Source organism: Arthrobacter sp. ZBG10, assembly GCF_001238605.1.
Classification (GTDB): Bacteria; Actinomycetota; Actinomycetes; order Actinomycetales; family Micrococcaceae; genus Arthrobacter.
This window is the reverse complement of sequence record NZ_LFQH01000034.1, coordinates 63,970-83,997: the sequence shown is the minus strand read 5'-3', so window position 1 is coordinate 83,997 and position 20,028 is coordinate 63,970. Positions and strand designations below refer to the sequence as shown.

The following is a 20,028-nucleotide window of genomic DNA, read 5'->3' as shown; positions in this document are numbered from 1 at the left end:
GTTGCCTCGTCCTTCGCGGCATCCTTTCTGCCAGCGAAAGCAGCACCTGCCCGTTCGTTGGGTGTTGGGCTGCCGGACGGGTCAATGGGTGCGGGAGCCGAAACATCGGTCCACTGGTTCTCAGTCATGATCGCTCTCTTTCGGAAGTTGCAGCAGGTGCAGAACGCACTGCCCACCGCGTTTAGTAAGCATGATTACTAATTAGATACTAAGCACACTTGCTATCAAGTCTGCAAGACTTTTCTTTAGGGACGTCGTGGGGTGGAGGGGTTCGGAGCGGCGGCGCCGGAAGCGCAGAATGTGCTGCCTGCCGCACCTACCCGGCCGCCCTGATCCGCGTTCGCTGATCTCCTGGGCGGGTGGCCGCGCTGTAGGCCCTCACCCATGCCGTCCTGCGTCCGATGTATTTCCGAACCTGATTCCCTAAAGCAGGGGGACGCTCGTATCAGGACTGCGGGTATCCCGTCTCCACGGCGGGGCGGCACGTCCTGCGAGGTTGTGGATCAGTTGTGGAGATTCACGTTTGGGTGCCGTAGATGAATCTCTTTGCGTGGTCGACTGCTTTGCGGAATGCGTCGTTGCGGAGAGTGATCTGTTCTTCGGAGTTTGTTGCGCCGGCCTCGGTGTAGGCGGTGTGTCCGGGGCGCAAGACCCATATGTCGCCGGTGGGAGGCAGGTAGAAGACGCCGAAGGATCGGTGCTGGGGGTTCTCGGTCCAGACAGGGACGACCGCGACTGCCGCGCCGGTGTCGGGGTTAATCCACTGGGCGCGGGGGAGCGGTTCTTCGTGGACTTCCGGGTCCAGGAACGGGGCTGTTCCCTTACCCCAGCGTTGTTCAAAGCGTTCGTAGAAGGCTGGGAGCAGGTTCTCGTTATAGGGATGCCAGGCGCTCATTGGTGCCCTTTCGCCTTGTTGCAGACCAGGCCGGCATTGATCCAGCATCGCGCCACCCGGTTCAGTAAGAGGAGTGATGATCCCCGGCGTTTGGCGCCGGGGATCATCACGGGGAGTTGGCCTCGGGACCGCGCGTGCAGCGCATTCCGCGGTCCCCTCACGGTGGGGTTAAGCGCTGATTTCCTGGCGCTGATTGGACTCGGAGGCGATTTCGATGCGGCGGGGCTTGGCTTTCTCGGCCACGGGGATCCGCAACGTAAGTACCCCGGCGTCATAGGCTGCTTTTACGGCATCGGTGTCCAGCGCCTCACCGAGAATCAGTTGGCGGCTGAACACGCCGCGGGGACGTTCGGCCGCTATCAGCTCGGTTTTCGCATCGGCAGGGTCTGTCCGCTCCGCCCGGACTGTCAGGACGTTGCGTTCGATGTCGATGTCCACCGAATCGACGGCTACTCCAGGAAGGTCGAAGGCGACGACGAATTCTTCCCCGTCCTGCCAGGCGTCCATCGGCATCGGTGTGGGCCGGGCAGTGGTACCTAGAACCTGCTGGGCAAGCCGGTCGAGCTCGCGGAACGGGTCGGTACGCATCAGCATTGTTTTCTCACTCCTTGCAATCGTTTTTTGATCTCAGCTACCAGTCCAACTATCTGTCGTGGCCGGTATAGATTTTTTATACCACTGGGTGAGAAACTGGATCAAGGTCATTTCGGGATTTTTTGGAGGTTTTTGGTGGCAGTGGGTCCAGCGAAAAGCGCCCCGGTCTATGCGATCTCAGTTGCGGCTGAGTTGGTGGGAACGGGGCAGCAGAACCTTCGGTTGTATGAGCGCAAGGGCCTGCTGGAGCCGGGCCGCACGGGCGGTGGTACGCGCCGTTACAGCGAGAATGACCTTGAGACCCTGCGCCGGATCGGCGTACTACTCGAAGAGGGGCTCAACCTGGCCGGCATCCGGCTGGTCCTTGAACTCGAGGCCATGAACAGGCATCTGGAGCATAAGTTGGCCGCCGCACGGTCCGCCGGGTACCGCCGCGACTGACCGGGTGAAGTAGCTCTTTTGGCCCCTTCAATTGCCACGCTTACCCAGAGGTGTCGGAGTACTACAGTTAGTGCATGGCTACCAGCCGCAATCCGCTTGAAGACCTGCGTGGGACCATCGGCCACCTGGCCGATCAGCTCAGGCTGTCCGGTTCAGAGCGCGTCGACGACTTGGTCGGCGACTTAATGGGTTCGAGGCCTGGCCCGGCCCGGCCACTGGCCGAGGTGCAGGCCGAGCTCGATTTACTCGTGGGCCTGGAGACCGTCAAGGAACAAGTTCGCGCCCTCGTCGCGCTGCTCCGGGTCCAGGCCCGCCGCAAAGCACATGGCCTCCCGGAGGTGGCAACATCACAGCATCTGGTTTTCCTGGGAAATCCGGGCACGGGCAAAACCACCGTGGCGCGGCTCCTTGCCGAGATGTACCGCGCGGTCGGTCTGCTGCAGAAAGGCCACCTGGTCGAAGTCGACCGTTCGGGCCTGGTGGGGCAATACGTTGGCGAAACCGCTGTGAAGACCGATCGGGTGATCCGGCGTGCGTTAGATGGGGTGCTGTTCATTGACGAGGCCTATGCGCTGGCCCCGGAGGACGGCAGGATGGACTTCGGCCCCGAAGCGATCGAGGTCCTGCTCAAGCGGATGGAGGACCACCGGCACCGACTGGTGGTCATCGTGGCCGGGTACCCGCGGCTCATGGAGTCTTTCCTGCTCTCGAACCCCGGACTACGCTCCCGGTTCGCCCGCGAGATCACATTCCCCGACTACTCGGTGGAAGCACTCCAGACGATCTTCCACCAGATGCTGGCCCAGCACGAGTACATGCTGGAGCCCGGTGCCGAGCAGATGCTGCGCCGCATCCTCACCGGGCTTCACGCGGGCGAAGACTCCGGTAACGCACGGTTTGCCCGCACGCTGTTCGAGCAGGCGCTTAACCGCCAGGCGCTCCGGCTCTCGCTCGACGAGGAACGAAGTCTCGACGCGCTCGATCGTGAGGCCGTCGTGACGCTGACCGCGGACGACATCGTGGGCGCCGCGGTGGCGTTGGGCGAAGTGCCGGAGCCGGAAACGCCGCCGGAACCGGAGCAGTCGCGCTGGTGGCGCTGGTTGGTCTGAGGTTGAACTGGATATCCGGCTGACATTTCGGGCAGCACGTCGCGTCTGGACCCGCCGGCTGGCCGACTCTCCTTCCGCCAACCATGGCGAACACACGTTTGAGCATCAGGACAGGCGCACATAACCGGCCCGGCGCAACAGTTTGCAAGGGAACTTCCTATTCCTTTCCGACCGGAAGCTTCTGTGCCGCGAGCCCGGCCGCGCGGGCAAGGTGCCCCACGACAAAGGCAGCATCGCGATTAAGTCCGCCGATGAGTCCCGAGGCGAACGTGGGCTGCCCGTCCATGGTGCCCGAGAGGCGCGGCAGCCGCACTACGCCAGCCTGGTCCTGGTCCTTAACGGAAATCCGGATGAGGGGTGCCCCGCGCTTGTGGAAGTTGGCGGCCACCCTGCGGGCGGCGGGAGACCCGGTGGTGAGTGCCGAATGGATGAACCGCCAGTATGCGTCTCCGGCGTATCGCAACACGGGGTCAGGCATATGCGGGGTGGGCCGGCCGGCGAGGAAAGTCCGGCGGGTGGCCGCCAACTCCAAGGCAATTTCAGCTCCCGAAGTTCCGGTACCCACGACCAGGCCGTCGCCTTCCGACAGATGGGTTGGGCGGTGGTACTGCGAACTGTGCAACTGGCGGATGCCGGGGTTGATGTCTTTGGACGCAGCCGGGATCCGGGGGATGGTGTTGGTGGCGGCAGCGACAATAGCTGCAACACTCTCTATCGACAGACTGATACATCAGTAATATACTAGGCCGGGATCTTACGTGGACCCGTGTCCAGCTCGACGAGGAGTGAAACAGCACATGCAGAAACTCGCCCAACGGCTTGAACGCCTTGGCACCGAAACCGCCTTCAGCGTCGCGCAGGCGGCCGCCGCCTGGAAGGCGAAGGGAAACCTGGTGTACCCCTTCCACCTCGGCGACATCAACATCCCGACCGCCCCGAACATTGTCGAAGCCATGAACCGGGCGATCGCCGACGGGTACACGGGATACTGCCCCGGTCCGGGCATCCCGCAGCTCCGCCAGGCCCTCGCCGAGGACCTGGGAGCGCGGCGCGGGATGGAGTTCTCCCCCGAAAATGTGGTGGTGATGACCGGCGGCAAGCCTGTCATCACCAAGTTCCTGCAGGCGGTCATGAACCCCGGCCAGGAAGTGCTGTACCCGAACCCCGGTTTCCCGATCTACGAATCGCAGATCGAATACCTCGGTGGCACGGCCGTGCCCTACCGCTATGTGCCCACCAGCGACGGGTTTGCGATTGACCTCGACCAGGTCCGCGCTTCGATCACGCCCAACACTGCCGCGATCATCTACAACGACCTTCAGAACCCGATCTCAGCCGAGTCGACCGTAGCCGAACGCGAGGCCATTGCGCAGATCGCCCAGGAGCACGATCTGTGGGTCCTCTCCGATGAAGCCTACTTCGAGACGCGCTACGAGGGCGTCTCCGGCTCCATCGCATCGCTGCCCGGCATGGCGGAGCGTACGGTCATCCTCTACACGTTCAGCAAGAAGTTCGCGATGACCGGCTCACGCCTGGGTTGCGCCGTCGCCCCGCTCGAGATCGCCAAGGTATTGAGCACCCTGAACACCAACGACGAATCGTGCACCACGCATTACGTGCAGTGGGCCGGCATCGAAGCCCTTCGTGGCCCCCAGGACTCGGTCCAGGAAATGCTGGACATCCTGCGGGACCGGCGGGACGCCGCGTGCGGGATCGTCAACGCCATCCCCGGCATGCACGTTGCCGTGCCGCAGTCGACGTTCTACCTGTTCCCCGACGTCACCGAGGCCATGCAGCGCATGGGGTACACGGCTGTGGGCGACTTCGCCGCCGACGCCCTGTACAAGACCGGCGTGTCCTTCTGTACACGTGAACACTTTGGCCGGCGCCTGCCCGGCGAGGAGCGCCAGTACATCCGGCTTGCCTACTCGGGCATTGACGTCGCAGACATTCGAGATGGCCTTGGCCGCCTGCACCAGTGGATCGAGACAGCATGAGCCGGGTCGTCGTCACGGGGCGTATCCCCGAACCTGCGCTTGAGAAACTGCGCGCCGAACACGACGTCGACGCCTGGGCGGGTCCGGAATCGATCGGTCGCGAGGAGCTCCTCCGCCGTGTCGCAGGGGCCGAAGCCATCATCAGCCTGCTCACCGAGCGCATCGACGGCGAACTGCTCGACGCCGCCGGACCGCAGCTCAAGGTGGTCGCCAACGTTGCCGTTGGCTATGACAACATCGATGTCCCGGCCTGCGCGGCGCGCGGTATCGTCGCCACCAATACCCCCGGCGTGCTCACTGACGCCACTGCCGACATCGCGTTTGGACTGATCCTCATGGCGACCCGCCGGCTCGGCGAAGGGGAACGGCTCATCCGTTCCGGCCAGCCCTGGAAATGGGGAATGTTCTTCCTCCTCGGCAGCAGCCTGCAGGGCAAGACCCTCGGCATTGTTGGTATGGGCGGCATCGGCCAAGCTACAGCCCGCCGGGCCAAGGCCTTCGGCATGGAGATCGTTTACCAGTCGCGCAGCGAAATCGATCCCACGATCGCCGCCGAGTTGGGCGCCCGCCGCATGGACCTTGAGGAGTTGCTGGCCGTTTCAGATATCGTTTCCGTGCACTGCCCCTATGGGCCTGCAACGCATCATCTGATCGGTCCCCGGCAACTCGCCACGATGAAGAGCTCCGCGTTCCTGATCAACACCGCCCGCGGACTGATCGTCGACGAGGCAGCACTTGCACTTGCGCTTCGCGAGGGGCAGATCGCCGGTGCCGGCCTGGACGTCTTCGAAGAGGAGCCCAAGGTCCATCCCGAGTTGCTTGGGCTCGAAAACGTGGCACTCGTGCCGCACCTCGGCTCCGCCACTGTTGAGACACGGACCGCAATGGCCGTACTCGCCGCCAATAACGCACTCGCCGTGCTCCAGGGCGCGGAGCCGCCCACGCCAATCGGCTAGGGGAGGCAGGGACATCCGGGTACTGGCCCCCAAACGGGGGCCGGTACCCGGTTTTCTGAGTCCCGGGCCGGGTCAGTCCAGGTCGAACCGGTCCAGCTCCATAACCTTTACCCACGCTGCCACGAAGTCGTGAACGAACTTCTCCTTGGCATCGTCGCTCGCGTAGACCTCGGCCAGCGCCCGAAGCTGTGAATTCGAGCCGAAGACCAGATCCACCGGCGTGGCAGTCCATTTCACCTCGCCGGTGGCGACGTCGCTGATCTCGTAAATGTTCTCCCCGGCCTCGGAAGGCTTCCACCGTGTCCCCGCTGCGAGCAGGTTAACGAAGAAGTCGTTGGTCAGCACCTGCGGCCTGTCAGTGAGGACGCCGTGGGGCGTACCGCCCACGTTTGTGCCTAAAGCACGCATGCCTCCGAGCAGTGCGGTCATCTCCGGTGCGGAGAGGCCCAGCAGGTACGCTTTGTCCAGCAGGAGAGTCTCTGGCTGGAGCTTCACTCCGGGGCGTACATAGTTGCGGAACCCGTCCGCCCGCGGCTGCAGGTACTGGAATGACTCGACGTCGGTCTGGTCCTGGGCTGCGTCGGTGCGCCCCGGCCGGAACGGCACGGTGACAGGGAAGCCGGCATCCTGGGCAGCTTTCTCCACGGCCGCACAGCCGCCAAGGACGATCAGGTCTGCGAGGGAGACCTTCCTGCCCCCGGTCTGCCCCGAGTCGAACTTTTCTTTTACAGCTTCGAGGGCCTGCAGTGCCGCTGCCAGCTCGCCGGGTTCGTTGGCCTCCCAGCCGCGCTGGGGTTCCAGCCGGATCCGTGCGCCGTTGGCGCCGCCGCGTTTGTCGGTTTTGCGGAAGGTGGCAGCCGCTGACCAGGCCGTGCCGGCGAGCTGCGCAACGGACAGCCCGGCGTCCAGAAGCTGGGCCTTAAGGGCGCCGATCTCCGGTTCGCCGATCAGCTCATGGTCAACCGCCGGCACCGGGTCCTGCCAGAGCTGCGCTTCCGGAACCCAGGGCCCGAGCAGCTTCGGGCTGACGGGCCCCATGTCACGGTGCAGCAGCTTGTACCAAGCCTTGGCGAATGCGAGGGCGAACTCGTCAGGGTTCGCCAGGAACCGGCGGGAGATCTTCTCGTAGGTCGGGTCGACGCGCAGGGACAGGTCGGTGGTGAGCATTGTTGGCCGGTGCTTCTTCTGCGGGTCGTGGGCGTCCGGGATGATTTGTTCCGCGTCTTTGGCCACCCACTGTTTGGCTCCGGCGGGACTCTTGACGAGTTCCCACTCGTGGCCGAACAGGATCTCGAAAAACCGGTTGCTCCACTGGGTGGGTTTGTCCGTCCAGGTAACTTCCAGGCCTGAGGTGATCGTGTCGGAGCCCTTGCCTGACCCGTAGGTGCTGAGCCAGCCCAGGCCCTGGGCTTCGAGGTTGGCAGCCTCGGGCTCGGCGCCAACGTTGGCGTCCGCGTCCCCGGCCCCATGGGTCTTTCCGAACGTGTGGCCGCCAGCGATCAAGGCGACAGTCTCCTCGTCGTTCATCGCCATCCGCTTGAATGTCTCGCGGATAAACGCCGCGGCCGCAGCCGGGTCCGGGTTACCCTTGGGCCCTTCAGGGTTGACGTAGATCAGGCCCATTTCCGTGGCTCCCACATCGTCGGCCATCCGGCTTTCGTCGATGTAGCGTTCGTCGCCCAGCCAGGCGTCTTCCGGTCCCCAGAAAATCTCCTCCGGTTCCCAGACGTCCTGCCGTCCGAACGCGAAACCGAACGTCTTGAAGCCCATCGACTCAAGGGCAACGTTGCCTGCCAGGACCAGCAGGTCGGCCCACGAGATCTTTTGGCCGTACTTCTGCTTCACCGGCCACAGAAGCCGCCGGGCTTTGTCGAGATTCGCGTTGTCAGGCCAGCTGTTGAGGGGCGCGAACCGTTGACTGCCATCGCCTGCGCCGCCGCGGCCGTCCTGGACGCGGTATGTGCCCGCGGCGTGCCAGCTCAGCCGGATCATCAGGCCACCGTAGTGGCCGAAGTCGGCAGGCCACCACTCCTGGGAAGTGGTCAGAACCTGGATGATGTCTGTTTTGAGGGCTTCGACGTCGAGTTTTTGGAACTCCTCCCGGTAGCTGAAAGACGGGCCGAGCGGGTTGCTGACAGGGGAGTGGGCGTGGAGCACTGTGAGGTCCAGCTGGTTGGGCCACCAGTCTGCAACCGTCCGCGGCCGGTGCGCTTTGGGCTGCGGCGCATCGATCGCAGGGTTCTCGCTCTCGCTGCCGGACGACGTTGCGTTGCCATGGATAACGGGGCACCCACCCTCGGCATTGGGGTCCATGCCCGGGGCGCTTTCCGGGGTGGGTGCCTGGGGCAGGTCCTGATGATCCGTCATGTGCTTCCTTCCATATGGCCGAGGCCAAGGTCGGACTCGGGCAGCCGGTCTAACCTTCCTATTGGACCACAGCAGGGCATTCCGGGAGACCGCTATTTTTGGCGCCGTGCTGTCTCAGGCAGGATAGACGGTCACGGCGGCGGCTTTGATGACGAAGTAGACGGTGCTTCCCGGCGTGAGGCCAAGGTCGGCCGAAGCGGCGGGGGTGACGTCGGCGGAGAGGTTCCCGGCCCGGGCCCGGATCAGGTCGCCGTGGGGTTCCATGTCCGTAATGGTCACTTGGAAGGCGTTCCGGGGGCTGCCGTGTTCCGCCGTCGGATAGATGGAGACCGCAGCGGGCGGGAAAGCCGCTGCCCCCGGGCTGCCGGGGGTGCTGTTGCCGTCCAGGTGCCCGGCGATGTGGCGGCCGTCGTCGCTGGCGAGGCCGTCATCGGTGATGGTCCCCGTCAGGAGGTTCAGGCCGGCCAGGCCCGCGGCGAACCGGCTGCGGGGTTTTGCCAGGACGTCCCGGGTGGGCCCCTGTTCGGTGATGTGGCCGTTTTCGATGACAATGACCCGGTCGGCGAGCATCAGGGCGTCCAGTACATCGTGGGTGATGATGATGGCTTTCCGGCGGGCAAGTACGCGTTTAAGGAGTCGGCGCAGCAGGGGGGCGGCGTGGATGTCGAGTGCGGACATGGGCTCGTCGAGGAGCAGCAGGTCCGGGTTGGTGGCCAGGGCGCGGGCCACGGCGATCCGCTGTGCCTGGCCGCCGGAGAGTTGCCCGGGTCGCCGCTGACCGAACTCCGTGGCGTCGACTTCGGCCAGCCAGTGGTCTGCGGTGTGGTGGGCTTCCCTGCGGGACGCGCCTGTTGCCCGCGGGCCAAAGGCCACATTCTCCAGGACGCTCAGATGCGGGAAGAGCAGCGGCTCCTGGGCCAGGAGGGCGGTGCCGCGCTGGTGCGGAGGGGTGAACACGCCGGCATCGGTGTCGAACAGTATTGTGTCGCCGAGTGCGGATCTGCCCGTGTCGGGGCGGAGCAGCCCGGCGATGATCCCCAGGAGCGTTGACTTCCCGGCGCCGTTGGGCCCAAGGATCGCGACGGTCTCAGTCGCTCCAAGGGCGAGGGAGACATCGAAATTGCGGGCAGGCAGCGTCGCGTTCAGCTCGAAGGTCATGGGCTGGTTGCGTCCTTGGCCGGTAGCGGACGGGAACGCCGATAGGAAAGCCCGACGACGGCCACCGCCACGGCGACCAGGACAAGGGAGAGCGCAACGGCGGCGTCGGCGTCGGTTTCGCGTTGCAGGTAAATTTCGAGCGGGAGGGTCCTGGTGACCCCCTGCAGGCTTCCCGCGAAGGTCAGGGTGGCGCCGAATTCGCCGAGGCAGCGGGCGAAGGACAGTACGGCACCTGACGCGAGTCCTGGCAGAACGAGGGGGATGCTGACCCGGCGCAGGACCGTGGTGGGCCGGGCGCCGAGGGTGGCGGCGACCGCTTCGTATTTGGTCCCGGCAGTACGAAGGGCTCCTTCGAGGCTGACCACCAGGAAGGGGAGGGCCACAAAGGTCTGGGCCAGGACAACGGCCGTGGTGGAGAAGGCAATCTGGATGCCGGCCACTTCGAGGGATTTCCCCAGGAGCCCTTGGCGGCCGAAGGTGTAGAGCAGGGCGATGCCGCCCACCACAGGTGGCAGCACCAGCGGCAGCAGCACAAAAGCGCGCAGCAGGCGTTGCCCGGGGAAGCTTCCGCGGGCCAGCACAAGCGCGAGTGGAACGCCGAGGACAACGCACAGCGCGGTGCTGGTTGCCGAGGTGCGCAGGCTCAGGCCCAAGGCCGTGAGCGAGGACTCGGACGTAATGAGTGGGATGAACTGGTTCCAGTTGACCTTTGCCACCATGGCTGCCAGAGGCAGCAGGACAAAGAGCGCCCCTGCTGCCGCGATGGCGTAAATCCACGGCGGGACCCCTGTGTAGCCGTTCCGGCTGCGTGATGGCATCCGCTGGGTTACGGCGTTCCGAAACCGGCGTCGGTGAGGACCTTTTTGCCTTCAGCGCCGATCACTGCGTCGATGAACGCCTGGGCCAGTTGCTTGTTTTTGCTCTCCCCGACGGTGGCGATCGGGTAGGTGTTGACGGCCTTGTCCGATTCTGTGAACGGGATGCCCTTGACCTTGTCGCCCGCGGTTTTGACGTCCGTGACGTAGACCAGTCCGGCGTCGGCTTCCTGGGAAGTGACCTTCCCGAGGACATCGGTGACGGAGGATTCCTCGCTGACCGGGGCCAGGCTGGTGCCGGTCGCCTTTTCGATGGTTTCGGTGGCGGAGCCACAGGGTACCTGCGGGGCGCAGACAACAACCTTGATGTCTGGCTTGGCCAGGTCTGCGAAGGAGGTGATGTTGGCGGGGTTTGATGGTGGGACGGCAATTTCGAGGACGTTGGTGGCGAAGTTGGCCGCTGCGCCGTCGATGAGCTTCGCGTCGGACAACTTGGTCATGTTTTTGGTGTCCGCCGAAGCGAAGACGTCAGCCGGTGCGCCCTGGGTGATCTGGGTGACCAGGTCCGAGGAGCCCGCGAAGTTCAGGGTGACTTTGGTGCCGGGGTTCGCTGCCTCGAATCCGGCGGCGATTTTGGTGAAGGTTGCCTTCAGAGACGCTGCTGCGAACACGGTGACAGTGCCCGAAAGCTTGGCCGTTTCGGTGGTGCCGGGAGTGCTGGTGGTTGACGGTGGGGCGTTGCCGCCACCGCAGGCCGCCAGGCCGGCGGTGAGGGTCCCGGCAGCCAGGAGGGCCGTGATGGTCCTGCGGGTGATCCTCATATGATGCTCTTTCCTTGGGGTGTTTCGACGATGACTGTGGTGGCCTTGACCACGGCCGTTGCCACTGAACCAAGTTCCAGTCCGAGTTCACGGACGGCTTCGCTGCTCATCAGGGATACAACCCGGAAGGGCCCGCACTGCAGTTCCACCTGCGCCATGACCTTGTCGGCCGTGATTCCGGTGACCAACCCAACGAACCGGTTGCGGGCGGAACGGCCGATGTTGGTGGGGTCATCCGGAAGCTGGGCCTGCTCCCGGGCCAGCTGGGCGAGTTCGAGTCCGTCCACGGCCAGGCGGCCGGAATCGTCCTTATGGGGCGAAAGGGTTCCGTTGTCCGTCCAACGCCGCACGGTGTCGTCGCTGACACCCAGGAACCGTGCTGCTTCAGCGATGCGTATTCTGGTCACAAGGCCACAGTAGTACCTCATCTGCGGATCAAAGCAACGCAGCGGGACGCATATTCAATTGTGACTACTCCGCCGGCGCCTGGATACGCGGCCTCGGTGCAGTGCCGGCCGGTACACCCGTTCCTGCGCGCGCCTACGCCGGGACGGACTGGTGCAGCGGAACGCTGAAGGTGCGCTGGCCGGCTCCGATGTCCAGGACGGCGCCGTCCGGCAGTTCAATGCGCGCACGGGTGCCGGGAGGTACCTCGATGTCGAGGATGAAGGTGCTGTCAACGATGCGCCAGGCAGATGACAACGGGCCACGCGTTGTGGCCAGGGAGGCCCGGGCCCAGCCGAGCCCGCCGCCTGGTACCGGCGCGATGGTGACGTGGCGGTACGCTGCCTCGGCCTCGGTGGGCTGCTCCCCAAGCCGGATTCCGGCCACATGGGTGTAGAGGAAGGACAGGACGGCGGCCTTGCTGTAGTGGTTGAGGGAGCCACGGACGTCGCCGTCGCTGACGCCGTTCCACCACTCCCACACAGTGGTTGCGCCATTTTCCAGCATGCCCAGCCAGGAGGGGAATCCCGTGGACTGCAGGAGGGAGTATGCCTGCTCCGCCCTGCCATGGTCGGCAAGGGCGGGCAGCAGTTGCCCGGTGCTGAGGAACCCGGTGCCCAAGCGGCCGTTGTTCTGCGAGACCAGCTCACCGAGGCGCGCCGCAGCGTTGTCACGGAGAGGAACGGGAAAAAGCCCGAATGCCAGGCCCCGGGCATAGTTTGCCTGTGATTCCAGCGAGAGCAGGCCGATGTCCGTGAGGAACTCGCGCCGCCAGGCCGTCAGGGCCCCTGCTGCAATGGCCGCGTATTTGGCTTCGATCTCCGGTTCGCCCAGTACTTTTGCCGAGGCGGCAAGGAGGAAGGCAGAGCGGTGCAGAAAGGCCGTGGCGACGATGCTGTGGTCCGCGCTGGGGTCCGGCGCGGGGCGGACGCCAGGTTCCAACCATTCGCCAAAGTGGAATCCGGTGTCCCAGAGGAAGGCCTCCCAGGACTCAGGGGTAGGCCGGAGCTCAGCCCGGGCGGGATGCCGGGAGGCCGCTGCGGCGCGGGACGCGTAGTCCACCCAGGCCTGCATCGATGGCAATTGGCGGCGCAGGATGCCCTTGTCGCCGTAGGCCCGCCAGAGTTCCCAAGGGACCAGGACTGCGGCGTCACCCCAGCCGGCTGACCCGGCTGACAGATCCTCAAAGACCACGCCGGAAGGCTGGTCGCCGGCCGGGTTGGGTGTGATGGTGGGAACCCGTCCGTCCGCCCACTGATCGGCGGCGAGGTCTGCGAGCCATTTGTCCGAGAAGGCCCGGACGTCGTAGAGGAGGGCTGCAGTGCTGACGAATACCTGCCAGTCGCCGGTGAAACCGGAGCGTTCCCGTTGTGGGCAGTCAGTGGGTATTTCGCAGGCGTTTCCCCTGAAGCTCCACACCCCGGCCGTGTGCAGTGCGTTAAGGGACCTGTCGCTGCAGGAGAAGGAGCCAGCGGGAGCCAGATCGGAATGGACAACAACGGCGCAGATGTCACCGGGGGAGAGGAGGCCCGGCAGGCCTTCGACCTGGACGTAGCGGAATCCGTGGGTGGTGTGCCGCGGCTCGAAGACGTCACCGGGCCGGCCGGCGGAAATGACCTCGTCAACCTGGCCTGCCGGCAGGAGGTCGCCGGTGGCGAAATTGAAGGCCCGGAGGTTTTCGGTGCTGACCATGCCCTCGCCGTCGAGGGTTTCCCCATGCGTCAGAACCAGGCGGGTGTCCTTGGGGCCAAGGGCGGACAGCCGCACCCAGCCGTTGAGGTTCTGGCCGAAGTCGACGACGGCGGTACCCGGCTTCGGCGAGGTAACCGCCACAGCGGCAAGCGTCTCGATCCGGCGTACCGGTTGCGCAGCCGCCGGAATTAACCGCGACCGGTCGTCGTAGAGGCCGCCGGTTGCCGGAAGCGCCGGTGACCAGGGTCCGGCGAAGCAGCCCCCGTCGTCGAGCCGGCGGAAGTCAACGCTTTGGCCGTCCATGAGGTCGGCACGAACAATGTGGCTCGGGGCCGAACGCCAAGCGGCGTCTGAGACGACTCGGATCGGCGTTCCTGTCCGGGACATTCCTTGCAGTCCGAGCAGGAGGGCCGTTTCGGCGCCAAATCCGTTGGCCCGGCGCTCAAAGCCGTGCCGGCCACGGAACCAGCCGTCGCTCAGCAGCACCTCGATGCTGTTGGAGCCTCCGTGAAGGTATCCGGCAACGTCCCATTCGAATACCTGCAGCCGCTTGCGGTAGGCCGTGAAGCCAGGGACCAGCTCTTCGTCCCCAATTCTCCGGCCATTGAGGAATACTTCGATGATGCCATGGGCCGTGGCGGCCAGGGTTGCCGTGTCCACGTCGTCGGGCAGCTCAACATCGAGCCGGAGGACATAGGCGGGGCGGGCGCCCGGGCCGGGGTCGGCGGGTTCATTGGGGCGGATCCACCGCGCACCTTCCAGCACCGCAGTGAACGACGCTTCCGTCCCAATCAGGTTCGTCACAGGAACTCCTTTGTCTGTGTGCTGCCCGCCCGGATGTTTCGTACGAAAGGCCTGCGCGGCCGATCAGCGGGAGGCTTATCGACAGTATGGCATAAAAACAGTGGAATCACGGTTTTTTCTGTTTGGCCGGTGGGTTAACGTAAACAACATGGGACTGAAGGCCAGCGGCGGCAGCTATCCAACGGGACTCCGGCGCCGCGAGAAGATCATCGACGCCGCTACGCGGCTGTTCGGTTCGGGCGGCTACCACGCCACGCCGATGTCAGCGGTTGCCGAGGCCGTGGGCATCAGTGAGAGCGGCCTTGCGCACCACTTTCCCAGTAAGAATGTGCTGCTTCAGGCAGTCGCTGAGCGGCGCCTCATCGAAACGGCGTCCTGGTGGGAGGCGCAACCAGGCTCGGAATCAGGACTGGCGGTGCTGGACCAGATGGTGGAGGCAACGCGGCGTTTCACCGACCAGCCGGGCCTGATCGGGCTCTTTGTGCTGTCCATTTCGGAGGCCGCGGACGCGAGCAGCCCCGCGCACGCGCGCCTTGCCGGGCAATACAACGGTGTGGTGGAGTCGCTGGTTGCCCGCTGGCGGACGTCCGTGGCCAACGGGGAAATCCGGCCTGATGTGGACTTGGAGCTCGTTGCCCGCGAATGCATAGCTGTCAGCGACGGCCTGCAGATCCAGTGGGTGCTGTCCAACGGGACAGTCGACATTGTGGCCGGAGTTGCGGAATTTTCAGAAAGCCTGAAGGCGCGTCTCCGGGTTCCCTGATTGCGGGGACAGGAGGTCCGCGCTGCTGGGAATCGCTTTGGACGCTGCCAACTACCCAAATCACTGATCTCGGCCGCCGTCGTCACCGCTGTTCTTTGGGCAGGTTTCGTCGTCCTGGTGTTGATGGGCAGGCCGGTGGTTCCGGTTTTGCCCATCGTCACTACGGTTTGGTTGGTGTACCAACGGCGGCGCCTGCGGGCACGAATGCAGGAGATGGGTGCCGGTCAGGAGTGGCCCGCGCGTAGTCCACTCTGCGGTCCCGGCATGGTGCGCGGGATCAGTCAGGCGATTCCGGTGGTGCCCAGCAACAGCCCGACGCAGTACGTGAAGGCCATGGCGACGGCGCCTCCCACCACAAGCCGCAGGGTTGCGCGGCGTTTTGAGCTGCCACCGATCCGGGCGCTGACGGATCCGGTGATCGCCAGGGCGACAACGACGGCGAAGAACGTCAGGGGTACGCGCACCCCTGCCGGGGTAAGGAGGATCGCCAACAATGGAAGAATGGCCCCGGCCGTAAAGGCGACTGCAGATGCGAGGGCCGCGTTCCAGGCACTGGCAACCTCACCTTCCTCAATCCGAAGCTCCACCTCCAGGTGGGCACGCAAAGCGTCATGGTCGGTCAGTTCCCGCGCCACGGTCTGCGCGGTGGCATCGGACAGGCCTTTGGCCCTGTACATCGCGGCGAGCTCAGCCAGTTCCCCTTGCGGGTCGTCGCGGAGTTCCTTGCGTTCTTTTTCAATAAGTGAGCGTTGGCTGTCGCTCTGGCTGCTGACGGAGACGTACTCTCCGAGTGCCATGGAAACGGCGCCGCCCACCACGGCAGCCGCGCCGGCCACAAGGATGGGGGTTGCCTCGTTGGTCACCCCGGCCACGCCCACCACCGTTGCCGCAACGGACACGATGCCGTCATTGGCGCCCAGGACGCCTGCCCTGAGCCAGTTCAGCCGGGCGGCAAAGGTCTGCTCGTGCGGTTCGTTGGGGTGCTGTTCCACCATCTCAGCCATTGTCGAAGTAAATCACCGTGCGGCGGCAGAATCCACGCAGGCCTGCATCGCCTAAGTGGAAAAGCAGGCGGAGCCCGCACGGCCTGTCAGGCCTGGTTTGCTGCGGCCGCCGTCGTTGCTGGCTCGAAAGGGTAGCGGAGACCAATCGCAGCGCGCCAGCGGTCCATGGCCTCGACTGTTCCGAGGGAGTCCGCCCAGTTCATCTGGGGTGCCTGGCCGGTGCCGTGGAAGGCGGCGACGGCGTCGGCCTGCAGAGCGTACTGCTTGGCAGCGGGAATGGCGATGTGATTTGTTGCGGAGTCTGTCCGGTGCACCTCGATGATGGTGTCGGCGTCCGGATTGGGGAGCCACGGCTGGGCCAGGACGATCCGGCCGGCTGAACCAGAGACCACCACGCGGTTGTCGTCCTGGACTCGGATGCCGGCGGTCAGGTGAGCGGTGATGCCGGAGGCGAAGGTGAGCGACGCGGTGGCCCATTCGTCGACGCCGGTGGGCCCGATGGTTCCCGCTGCCGTGATGTGGGTGGGCTCGGCGAAGGGCTCGCCGTTGGCGGCGCCGGCGATGAGCCGGGCCATGGAGACGGTGTAGCCGCCAACGTCCAGAATGCCGCCGCCGGCGAGATCGGGGTTCATGAGCCGGTGTTCGGGCGGGGCGTCGGCGGCAAAGGCGAAGGAAGCCTCGATGTGCTGGACCTGGCCGATTGCGCCAGTGCGGACAAGATCGACCAGCCGCTCGGTCTGCGGGTGGAACCGGTACATGTACGCCTCCGCCAGGTAAACGCCGCCGCGTTTTGCGGCGTCGATGGCAGTGAGGGCTCCGGCTTTGTCGACGGACAGGGGCTTCTCGCAGACGATGTGCTTGCCCGCCTCAGCGGCCTCGACAACGAGCCTTACGTGCTCGGTGTGGGGGACTGCGATGTAGACAGCGTCAATGCCCGGGTCCGCGAAAAGTTCGGTGTAGGAGCCGAACGCCCGAACCGGCGCCTGGCCGGTGCTGAACCGGTCGGCAAACGACCGGGCGCGCTCAAGGCTACGGCTTGCGACGGCGGACAGGGTCCCCGTGGCGCTGGCTGCCAGTTGGTCCGCGAACCGCGCTGCAATGTTTCCCGGGCCAATAATGCCCCAAGTGATGCGTTGCATAAGAAGATTCCCTAACGGCTGATGCTGGGTGGGTACGCGGCGGTCCGTGCCGCTGTGCAGTGGGTTGTCCGCCACCTTACGGCAAGGCCTTTCCCGCCGGCAGGGAGGACCATGTGGTGAACAAACCTGCAGGTGTCGCCGGCTGCGGCTGCTTGATTCGGGGGATGATAAAGCATGACCTTAACCGATGTGGATGCGTGGTTCGAGGCCTTGGACCATCCGATGAAGGCCGGGGCTCAGCAGCTGCGGCGGGTCCTCGCCTCGCTGTCGCCGGAAGTTCAGGAATCCGTGAAGTGGAAGGCCCCGAACTTCGCCCTCAAGGATGATTTTGCGACGATGAACCTCCGCCGGGCCGCCGTTGTCCAGGTCATTTTCCATACCGGCGCGAAGCCCAAACCGGGGCATCCGGAGATCATGATCGAAGATCCATCAGGATTGCTCCGGCGCGCGGACCGGAACCGGTTTGTTGTAACTTTTTCCGATGAGCCGGCGCTCCTGGCTGCGCTTCCAGCGTTCACCGCCATCGCCACGGCCTGGGTGGGGCAGTTGCAGTAGGGATGGTCAGTCTCCGCACGTTTGGTGTGGCCAACCGTCACGGGATAAATTTCCGTCGGTACGGATGCAACGGAGGCGGCAGTGCCGGTTCAGGCCGGTGATGGAAGCCCGTGTGCCACGGCCTGGGACAACAGCGCCGCGGCGGTCCACCGCATCGAGGCGATGGCCTGTTCCCGGCTCAAACCCGCGACGTCAGTAAGCCAGACCAGTGACTCGATGCCGGTGGCGCTTCGAATTGCCATGACCAGTCGATGGATGTCCTGGTCCGGCATTGTCCCTTGGAGCGGTGCAAGCGCCTCGGTGATCCAGGCAATCGCCCGGCCCTTCCTCAGCGGCAGGTCACGTGGTGCAGCATCCGCCGGCTCAAGCGAAAGCCGAAGCATGGTGCGTTGCTGGGATTCAGTTTCAACAATCAGCCTGGTGAACTCAGCTATCACCGCGTCCAGCCGTTCTGCGACGGACTCGGGTGGAGACGCAGGCAACAGCGTTGTCCGTCCGGTTTCCGGATGAGCTGCCGCAAGCAACTCCCGCTGGCCGGTGAAATACCGATAGGCAGTGCTCCTTGAGATCCCGGCAGCGGACGCGGCATCGTCGACGGTCGGCGATGTGCCGGCCGCAACCAGTTCGCGTGCGGCAGCGACCAGGGCTTCCCTGGTACGGCGCTTCTGGCCCGTCCTGCCGGCCTCGGCATAAGGTCTTGACATAGCCTTTATGGTACACGAGTCTTGTTATGGGATAGCAGTCCCATAAGTCTTCCAACCACGTATCGAGGCGACCACCATGGAGACGACAAAAGCTGCACCAGCGATCATCCGGCAGCCGGGAGAAGGGCCCCGGCGATGGTTCTTCGGTGGCGGGGTGCACACATGGAAGGCGACGGCGGAAGAAACAGCGGGAGCGTTCCTCCTGTTTGAAGACGAAATGACGGCAGGCAAGGCCACGCCCCTGCACACGCACCCGGAGTCAGACGAGACCATGTACATCCTGGCCGGCGAGATTCTGATGAACGTGGACGGGGCAGAACACCGGGTTGCCGCCGGTGGGGTGACAATCGCGCCCCGCGGCGTCCCGCATGCCTTCAAAGTCCTCCAGGACGGGACCCGTGTTTTGTGTCTCCACACCCCCGGCAGCGCCCAGGCGTTCTACGACGGTGCCAGCGAACCTCTCGACTCCGCGAGCGGGTCTGGCGTGGTTGACTTTGACCGCATCCGCGAATCCGGGCGCCTGAACGGCGGCATCGAAATTCTTGGGCCACCCCCATTCCCCCAGGACTGACGCCGCCGGTGGCAGAAACAGCCCGGGCGACGGGGACGATCCTTCGGACTGCTCCGGGATCCGGGCGGGCGCCTCAACACTGGCGACGAGCAACAGGGGCAGGACCAGCAGAGCATCGCTGGTGGGACATACGGAAAGCCCACTCTCGCTGAGCGTGGGCTTTCCGTATGTCTATTCAGTTCCGGGCTAGTCCGTTCTAGTCGCCGCTGCTGAACGCGGCGTCGAAGGAGGTCTGTGAGGCGGGGAAGTCGAACTTCTTCAGCGCGGCGAGGGCTTCGGGGGCGCCGTGGAGGCGGTCCATACCGGCGTCTTCCCATTCCACGCTGATGGGCCCGTTGTAGCCGATGGCGGTGAGGGCGCGGAAGGAGGATTCCCAGGGCACGTCGCCGCGTCCGGCGGAGACGAAGTCCCAGCCTCGGCGGGGGTCGCCCCAGGGGAGGTGGGAGCCCATGACGGTGTTCCGGCCGGTGGGGCGGAGCTTGGTGTCCTTGCAGTCCACGTGGTAGATCCGGTCCTTGAAGTCCCAGATGAAGGAGACGGGGTCGATGCCCTGCCACATGAAGTGGGACGGGTCCCAGTTCAGGCCGAAGGCTTCACGGTGTCCGATCGCCTCGAGGGTGCGCACGGTGGTCCAGTAGTCATAGGCGATCTCGGAGGGGTGGACTTCGTGGGCGAAGCGGACACCGCACTCGTCGAAGACGTCCAGGATGGGGTTCCACCGGTCGGCGAAGTCCTGGTAGCCGGCGTCGATCACCTTTTCCGGGACGGGCGGGAACATCGCGACGTACTGCCAGATGGAGGATCCGGTGAAGCCGACGACGGTGTCCACGCCCAGTGCCTTGGCGAGCCGGGCGGTGTGCTTCATTTCCTCGGCGGCGCGCTGGCGGACGCCTTCGGGGTCGCCGTCGCCCCAGACCTTTGACCCAACGATCGCCTCGTGGCGGAAGTCGATGGGGTCATCACACACGGCCTGGCCCTTGAGGTGGTTGGAGATGGCCCAGACCTTCAGGTTGTACTTCGCCAGGATGGCAAGTTTTGACTCGACGTAGCCCGGTTCGTCCCAGCGCCAGGCGTCCAGGTGGTCTCCGGAGACGGCGATTTCCAGGCCGTCGTAGCCCCAGCCTGATGCCAGGCGGGCCACTTCCTCGAAGGGCAGGTCGGCCCACTGGCCGGTGAACAGGGTATAGGGGCGGGGCATG

The 20,028-nt window shown here is 65.0% G+C and carries 20 protein-coding genes; 7 read left to right on the top strand and 13 right to left on the bottom strand.

Going from position 1 to position 20,028, the window contains the following annotated elements; genetic code table 11:
- Window positions 1-517 precede the first annotated feature (517 nt).
- Window positions 518-895 carry a hypothetical protein gene (locus tag ACU18_RS09080; RefSeq protein WP_050685218.1) on the bottom strand — a complete coding sequence of 126 codons (378 nt, stop codon included), beginning with the start codon at window positions 893-895 and terminating at the stop codon, window positions 518-520.
- Window positions 896-1,063: 168 nt separating this feature from the next.
- Window positions 1,064-1,489, bottom strand: coding sequence for an Hsp20/alpha crystallin family protein (locus ACU18_RS09075; protein WP_050685217.1), 426 nt, complete (start codon window positions 1,487-1,489; stop codon window positions 1,064-1,066).
- 135 nt (window positions 1,490-1,624) lie between these two features.
- Here ACU18_RS09075 and ACU18_RS09070 point away from each other — a divergent pair, with 135 nt between their 5' ends.
- The gene (locus tag ACU18_RS09070; protein ID WP_082178258.1) at window positions 1,625-1,930 is read left to right on the top strand and encodes a MerR family transcriptional regulator; all 306 of its coding nucleotides are present in this window, start codon (window positions 1,625-1,627) and stop codon (window positions 1,928-1,930) included.
- A gap of 74 nt (window positions 1,931-2,004) precedes the next feature.
- Window positions 2,005-3,039 (top strand): AAA family ATPase, encoded by a 1,035-nt coding sequence (locus ACU18_RS09065; RefSeq protein ID WP_050685216.1) that lies wholly within the window; start codon window positions 2,005-2,007, stop codon window positions 3,037-3,039.
- 157 nt (window positions 3,040-3,196) lie between these two features.
- Here the strand turns inward: ACU18_RS09065 and ACU18_RS09060 are convergent, their stop codons facing one another.
- Window positions 3,197-3,736 (bottom strand): SidA/IucD/PvdA family monooxygenase, encoded by a 540-nt coding sequence (locus ACU18_RS09060; RefSeq protein WP_269430531.1) that lies wholly within the window; start codon window positions 3,734-3,736, stop codon window positions 3,197-3,199.
- Between the two features lie 100 nt (window positions 3,737-3,836).
- Here ACU18_RS09060 and ACU18_RS09055 point away from each other — a divergent pair, with 100 nt between their 5' ends.
- Together ACU18_RS09055 and ACU18_RS09050 are read left to right on the top strand one after the other, a co-directional pair.
- Window positions 3,837-5,036, top strand: a complete 1,200-nt coding sequence (locus ACU18_RS09055) for a pyridoxal phosphate-dependent aminotransferase (RefSeq protein ID WP_050685214.1) — start codon at window positions 3,837-3,839, stop codon at window positions 5,034-5,036.
- Window positions 5,033-5,992: a 2-hydroxyacid dehydrogenase gene (locus ACU18_RS09050; RefSeq protein WP_050685213.1), complete on the top strand. Its 960-nt coding sequence runs from the start codon at window positions 5,033-5,035 to the stop codon at window positions 5,990-5,992. The genes ACU18_RS09055 and ACU18_RS09050 overlap by 4 nt, the downstream gene beginning before the upstream one ends.
- A 72-nt stretch (window positions 5,993-6,064) precedes the next feature.
- On the opposite strand, the gene katG is transcribed toward ACU18_RS09050, so the two are convergent.
- The 6 genes from katG to ACU18_RS09020 all read right to left on the bottom strand — a co-directional run bounded on the left by katG (window position 6,065) and on the right by ACU18_RS09020 (window position 14,093).
- Window positions 6,065-8,359: a catalase/peroxidase HPI gene (gene katG, locus ACU18_RS09045; protein WP_050685212.1), complete on the bottom strand. Its 2,295-nt coding sequence runs from the start codon at window positions 8,357-8,359 to the stop codon at window positions 6,065-6,067.
- A 114-nt stretch (window positions 8,360-8,473) separates the two neighbouring features.
- Entirely contained in the window at window positions 8,474-9,517 is a 1,044-nt protein-coding gene (locus ACU18_RS09040; protein WP_050685211.1) for a sulfate/molybdate ABC transporter ATP-binding protein, read from the bottom strand.
- Window positions 9,514-10,335 (bottom strand): ABC transporter permease, encoded by an 822-nt coding sequence (locus ACU18_RS09035; RefSeq protein WP_050685210.1) that lies wholly within the window; start codon window positions 10,333-10,335, stop codon window positions 9,514-9,516. Before ACU18_RS09035 ends, ACU18_RS09040 begins: the two co-directional genes overlap by 4 nt.
- 8 nt (window positions 10,336-10,343) lie before the next feature.
- The gene (modA, locus tag ACU18_RS09030; RefSeq protein WP_050685209.1) at window positions 10,344-11,153 is read right to left on the bottom strand and encodes a molybdate ABC transporter substrate-binding protein; all 810 of its coding nucleotides are present in this window, start codon (window positions 11,151-11,153) and stop codon (window positions 10,344-10,346) included.
- Window positions 11,150-11,560, bottom strand: coding sequence for a TOBE domain-containing protein (locus ACU18_RS09025; protein WP_050685229.1), 411 nt, complete (start codon window positions 11,558-11,560; stop codon window positions 11,150-11,152). The genes modA and ACU18_RS09025 overlap by 4 nt, the downstream gene beginning before the upstream one ends.
- Before the next feature lie 133 nt (window positions 11,561-11,693).
- Window positions 11,694-14,093: an alpha-L-rhamnosidase gene (locus tag ACU18_RS09020; protein ID WP_082178257.1), complete on the bottom strand. Its 2,400-nt coding sequence runs from the start codon at window positions 14,091-14,093 to the stop codon at window positions 11,694-11,696.
- A 148-nt stretch (window positions 14,094-14,241) separates the two neighbouring features.
- Between ACU18_RS09020 and ACU18_RS09015 the strand changes: the two genes are divergently transcribed.
- Window positions 14,242-14,856, top strand: coding sequence for a TetR/AcrR family transcriptional regulator (locus tag ACU18_RS09015; RefSeq protein WP_050685228.1), 615 nt, complete (start codon window positions 14,242-14,244; stop codon window positions 14,854-14,856).
- 281 nt (window positions 14,857-15,137) lie between these two features.
- On the opposite strand, the gene ACU18_RS09010 is transcribed toward ACU18_RS09015, so the two are convergent.
- Entirely contained in the window at window positions 15,138-15,860 is a 723-nt protein-coding gene (locus ACU18_RS09010; protein ID WP_050685208.1) for a VIT1/CCC1 transporter family protein, read from the bottom strand.
- Between the two features lie 86 nt (window positions 15,861-15,946).
- On the bottom strand, window positions 15,947-16,999 hold the full coding sequence (locus ACU18_RS09005) for a Gfo/Idh/MocA family protein (protein WP_050685207.1): 1,053 nt from the start codon (window positions 16,997-16,999) through the stop codon (window positions 15,947-15,949).
- Between the two features lie 174 nt (window positions 17,000-17,173).
- Here ACU18_RS09005 and ACU18_RS09000 point away from each other — a divergent pair, with 174 nt between their 5' ends.
- The gene (locus ACU18_RS09000) at window positions 17,174-17,554 is read left to right on the top strand and encodes a DUF1801 domain-containing protein (protein WP_050685206.1); all 381 of its coding nucleotides are present in this window, start codon (window positions 17,174-17,176) and stop codon (window positions 17,552-17,554) included.
- An 89-nt stretch (window positions 17,555-17,643) separates the two neighbouring features.
- Here ACU18_RS09000 and ACU18_RS08995 read toward each other — a convergent pair whose 3' ends face one another.
- Entirely contained in the window at window positions 17,644-18,258 is a 615-nt protein-coding gene (locus ACU18_RS08995) for a TetR/AcrR family transcriptional regulator (protein ID WP_050685205.1), read from the bottom strand.
- A gap of 76 nt (window positions 18,259-18,334) precedes the next feature.
- Here ACU18_RS08995 and ACU18_RS08990 point away from each other — a divergent pair, with 76 nt between their 5' ends.
- Window positions 18,335-18,829: a cupin domain-containing protein gene (locus ACU18_RS08990; protein WP_050685204.1), complete on the top strand. Its 495-nt coding sequence runs from the start codon at window positions 18,335-18,337 to the stop codon at window positions 18,827-18,829.
- Window positions 18,830-19,025: 196 nt separating this feature from the next.
- Here the strand turns inward: ACU18_RS08990 and ACU18_RS08985 are convergent, their stop codons facing one another.
- A complete protein-coding gene (locus ACU18_RS08985) occupies window positions 19,026-20,027 on the bottom strand; it encodes a sugar phosphate isomerase/epimerase family protein (protein ID WP_050685203.1) in 1,002 nt (333 codons plus the stop codon).
- Between the last annotated feature and the right edge of the window lies 1 nt (window position 20,028).

Excerpts from the sequence above, each read along its gene's own strand:
- ACU18_RS08990 (WP_050685204.1), top strand. The coding sequence starts at position 18,335 with ATGGAGACGACAAAAGCTGCACCAGCGATCATCCGGCAGCCGGGAGAA.
- ACU18_RS09000 (WP_050685206.1), top strand. The coding sequence starts at position 17,174 with ATGACCTTAACCGATGTGGATGCGTGGTTCGAGGCCTTGGACCATCCG.
- ACU18_RS09055 (WP_050685214.1), top strand. The coding sequence starts at position 3,837 with ATGCAGAAACTCGCCCAACGGCTTGAACGCCTTGGCACCGAAACCGCC.
- katG (WP_050685212.1), bottom strand. The coding sequence starts at position 8,359 with ATGACGGATCATCAGGACCTGCCCCAGGCACCCACCCCGGAAAGCGCC.
- ACU18_RS09035 (WP_050685210.1), bottom strand. The coding sequence starts at position 10,335 with ATGCCATCACGCAGCCGGAACGGCTACACAGGGGTCCCGCCGTGGATT.
- ACU18_RS09080 (WP_050685218.1), bottom strand. The coding sequence starts at position 895 with ATGAGCGCCTGGCATCCCTATAACGAGAACCTGCTCCCAGCCTTCTAC.
- ACU18_RS09015 (WP_050685228.1), top strand. The coding sequence starts at position 14,242 with ATGGGACTGAAGGCCAGCGGCGGCAGCTATCCAACGGGACTCCGGCGC.
- ACU18_RS09050 (WP_050685213.1), top strand. The coding sequence starts at position 5,033 with ATGAGCCGGGTCGTCGTCACGGGGCGTATCCCCGAACCTGCGCTTGAG.
- ACU18_RS08985 (WP_050685203.1), bottom strand. The coding sequence starts at position 20,027 with ATGCCCCGCCCCTATACCCTGTTCACCGGCCAGTGGGCCGACCTGCCC.
- ACU18_RS09075 (WP_050685217.1), bottom strand. The coding sequence starts at position 1,489 with ATGCTGATGCGTACCGACCCGTTCCGCGAGCTCGACCGGCTTGCCCAG.
- ACU18_RS09005 (WP_050685207.1), bottom strand. The coding sequence starts at position 16,999 with ATGCAACGCATCACTTGGGGCATTATTGGCCCGGGAAACATTGCAGCG.
- modA (WP_050685209.1), bottom strand. The coding sequence starts at position 11,153 with ATGAGGATCACCCGCAGGACCATCACGGCCCTCCTGGCTGCCGGGACC.
- ACU18_RS09040 (WP_050685211.1), bottom strand. The coding sequence starts at position 9,517 with ATGACCTTCGAGCTGAACGCGACGCTGCCTGCCCGCAATTTCGATGTC.
- ACU18_RS09010 (WP_050685208.1), bottom strand. The coding sequence starts at position 15,860 with ATGGCTGAGATGGTGGAACAGCACCCCAACGAACCGCACGAGCAGACC.
- ACU18_RS08995 (WP_050685205.1), bottom strand. The coding sequence starts at position 18,258 with ATGTCAAGACCTTATGCCGAGGCCGGCAGGACGGGCCAGAAGCGCCGT.
- ACU18_RS09065 (WP_050685216.1), top strand. The coding sequence starts at position 2,005 with ATGGCTACCAGCCGCAATCCGCTTGAAGACCTGCGTGGGACCATCGGC.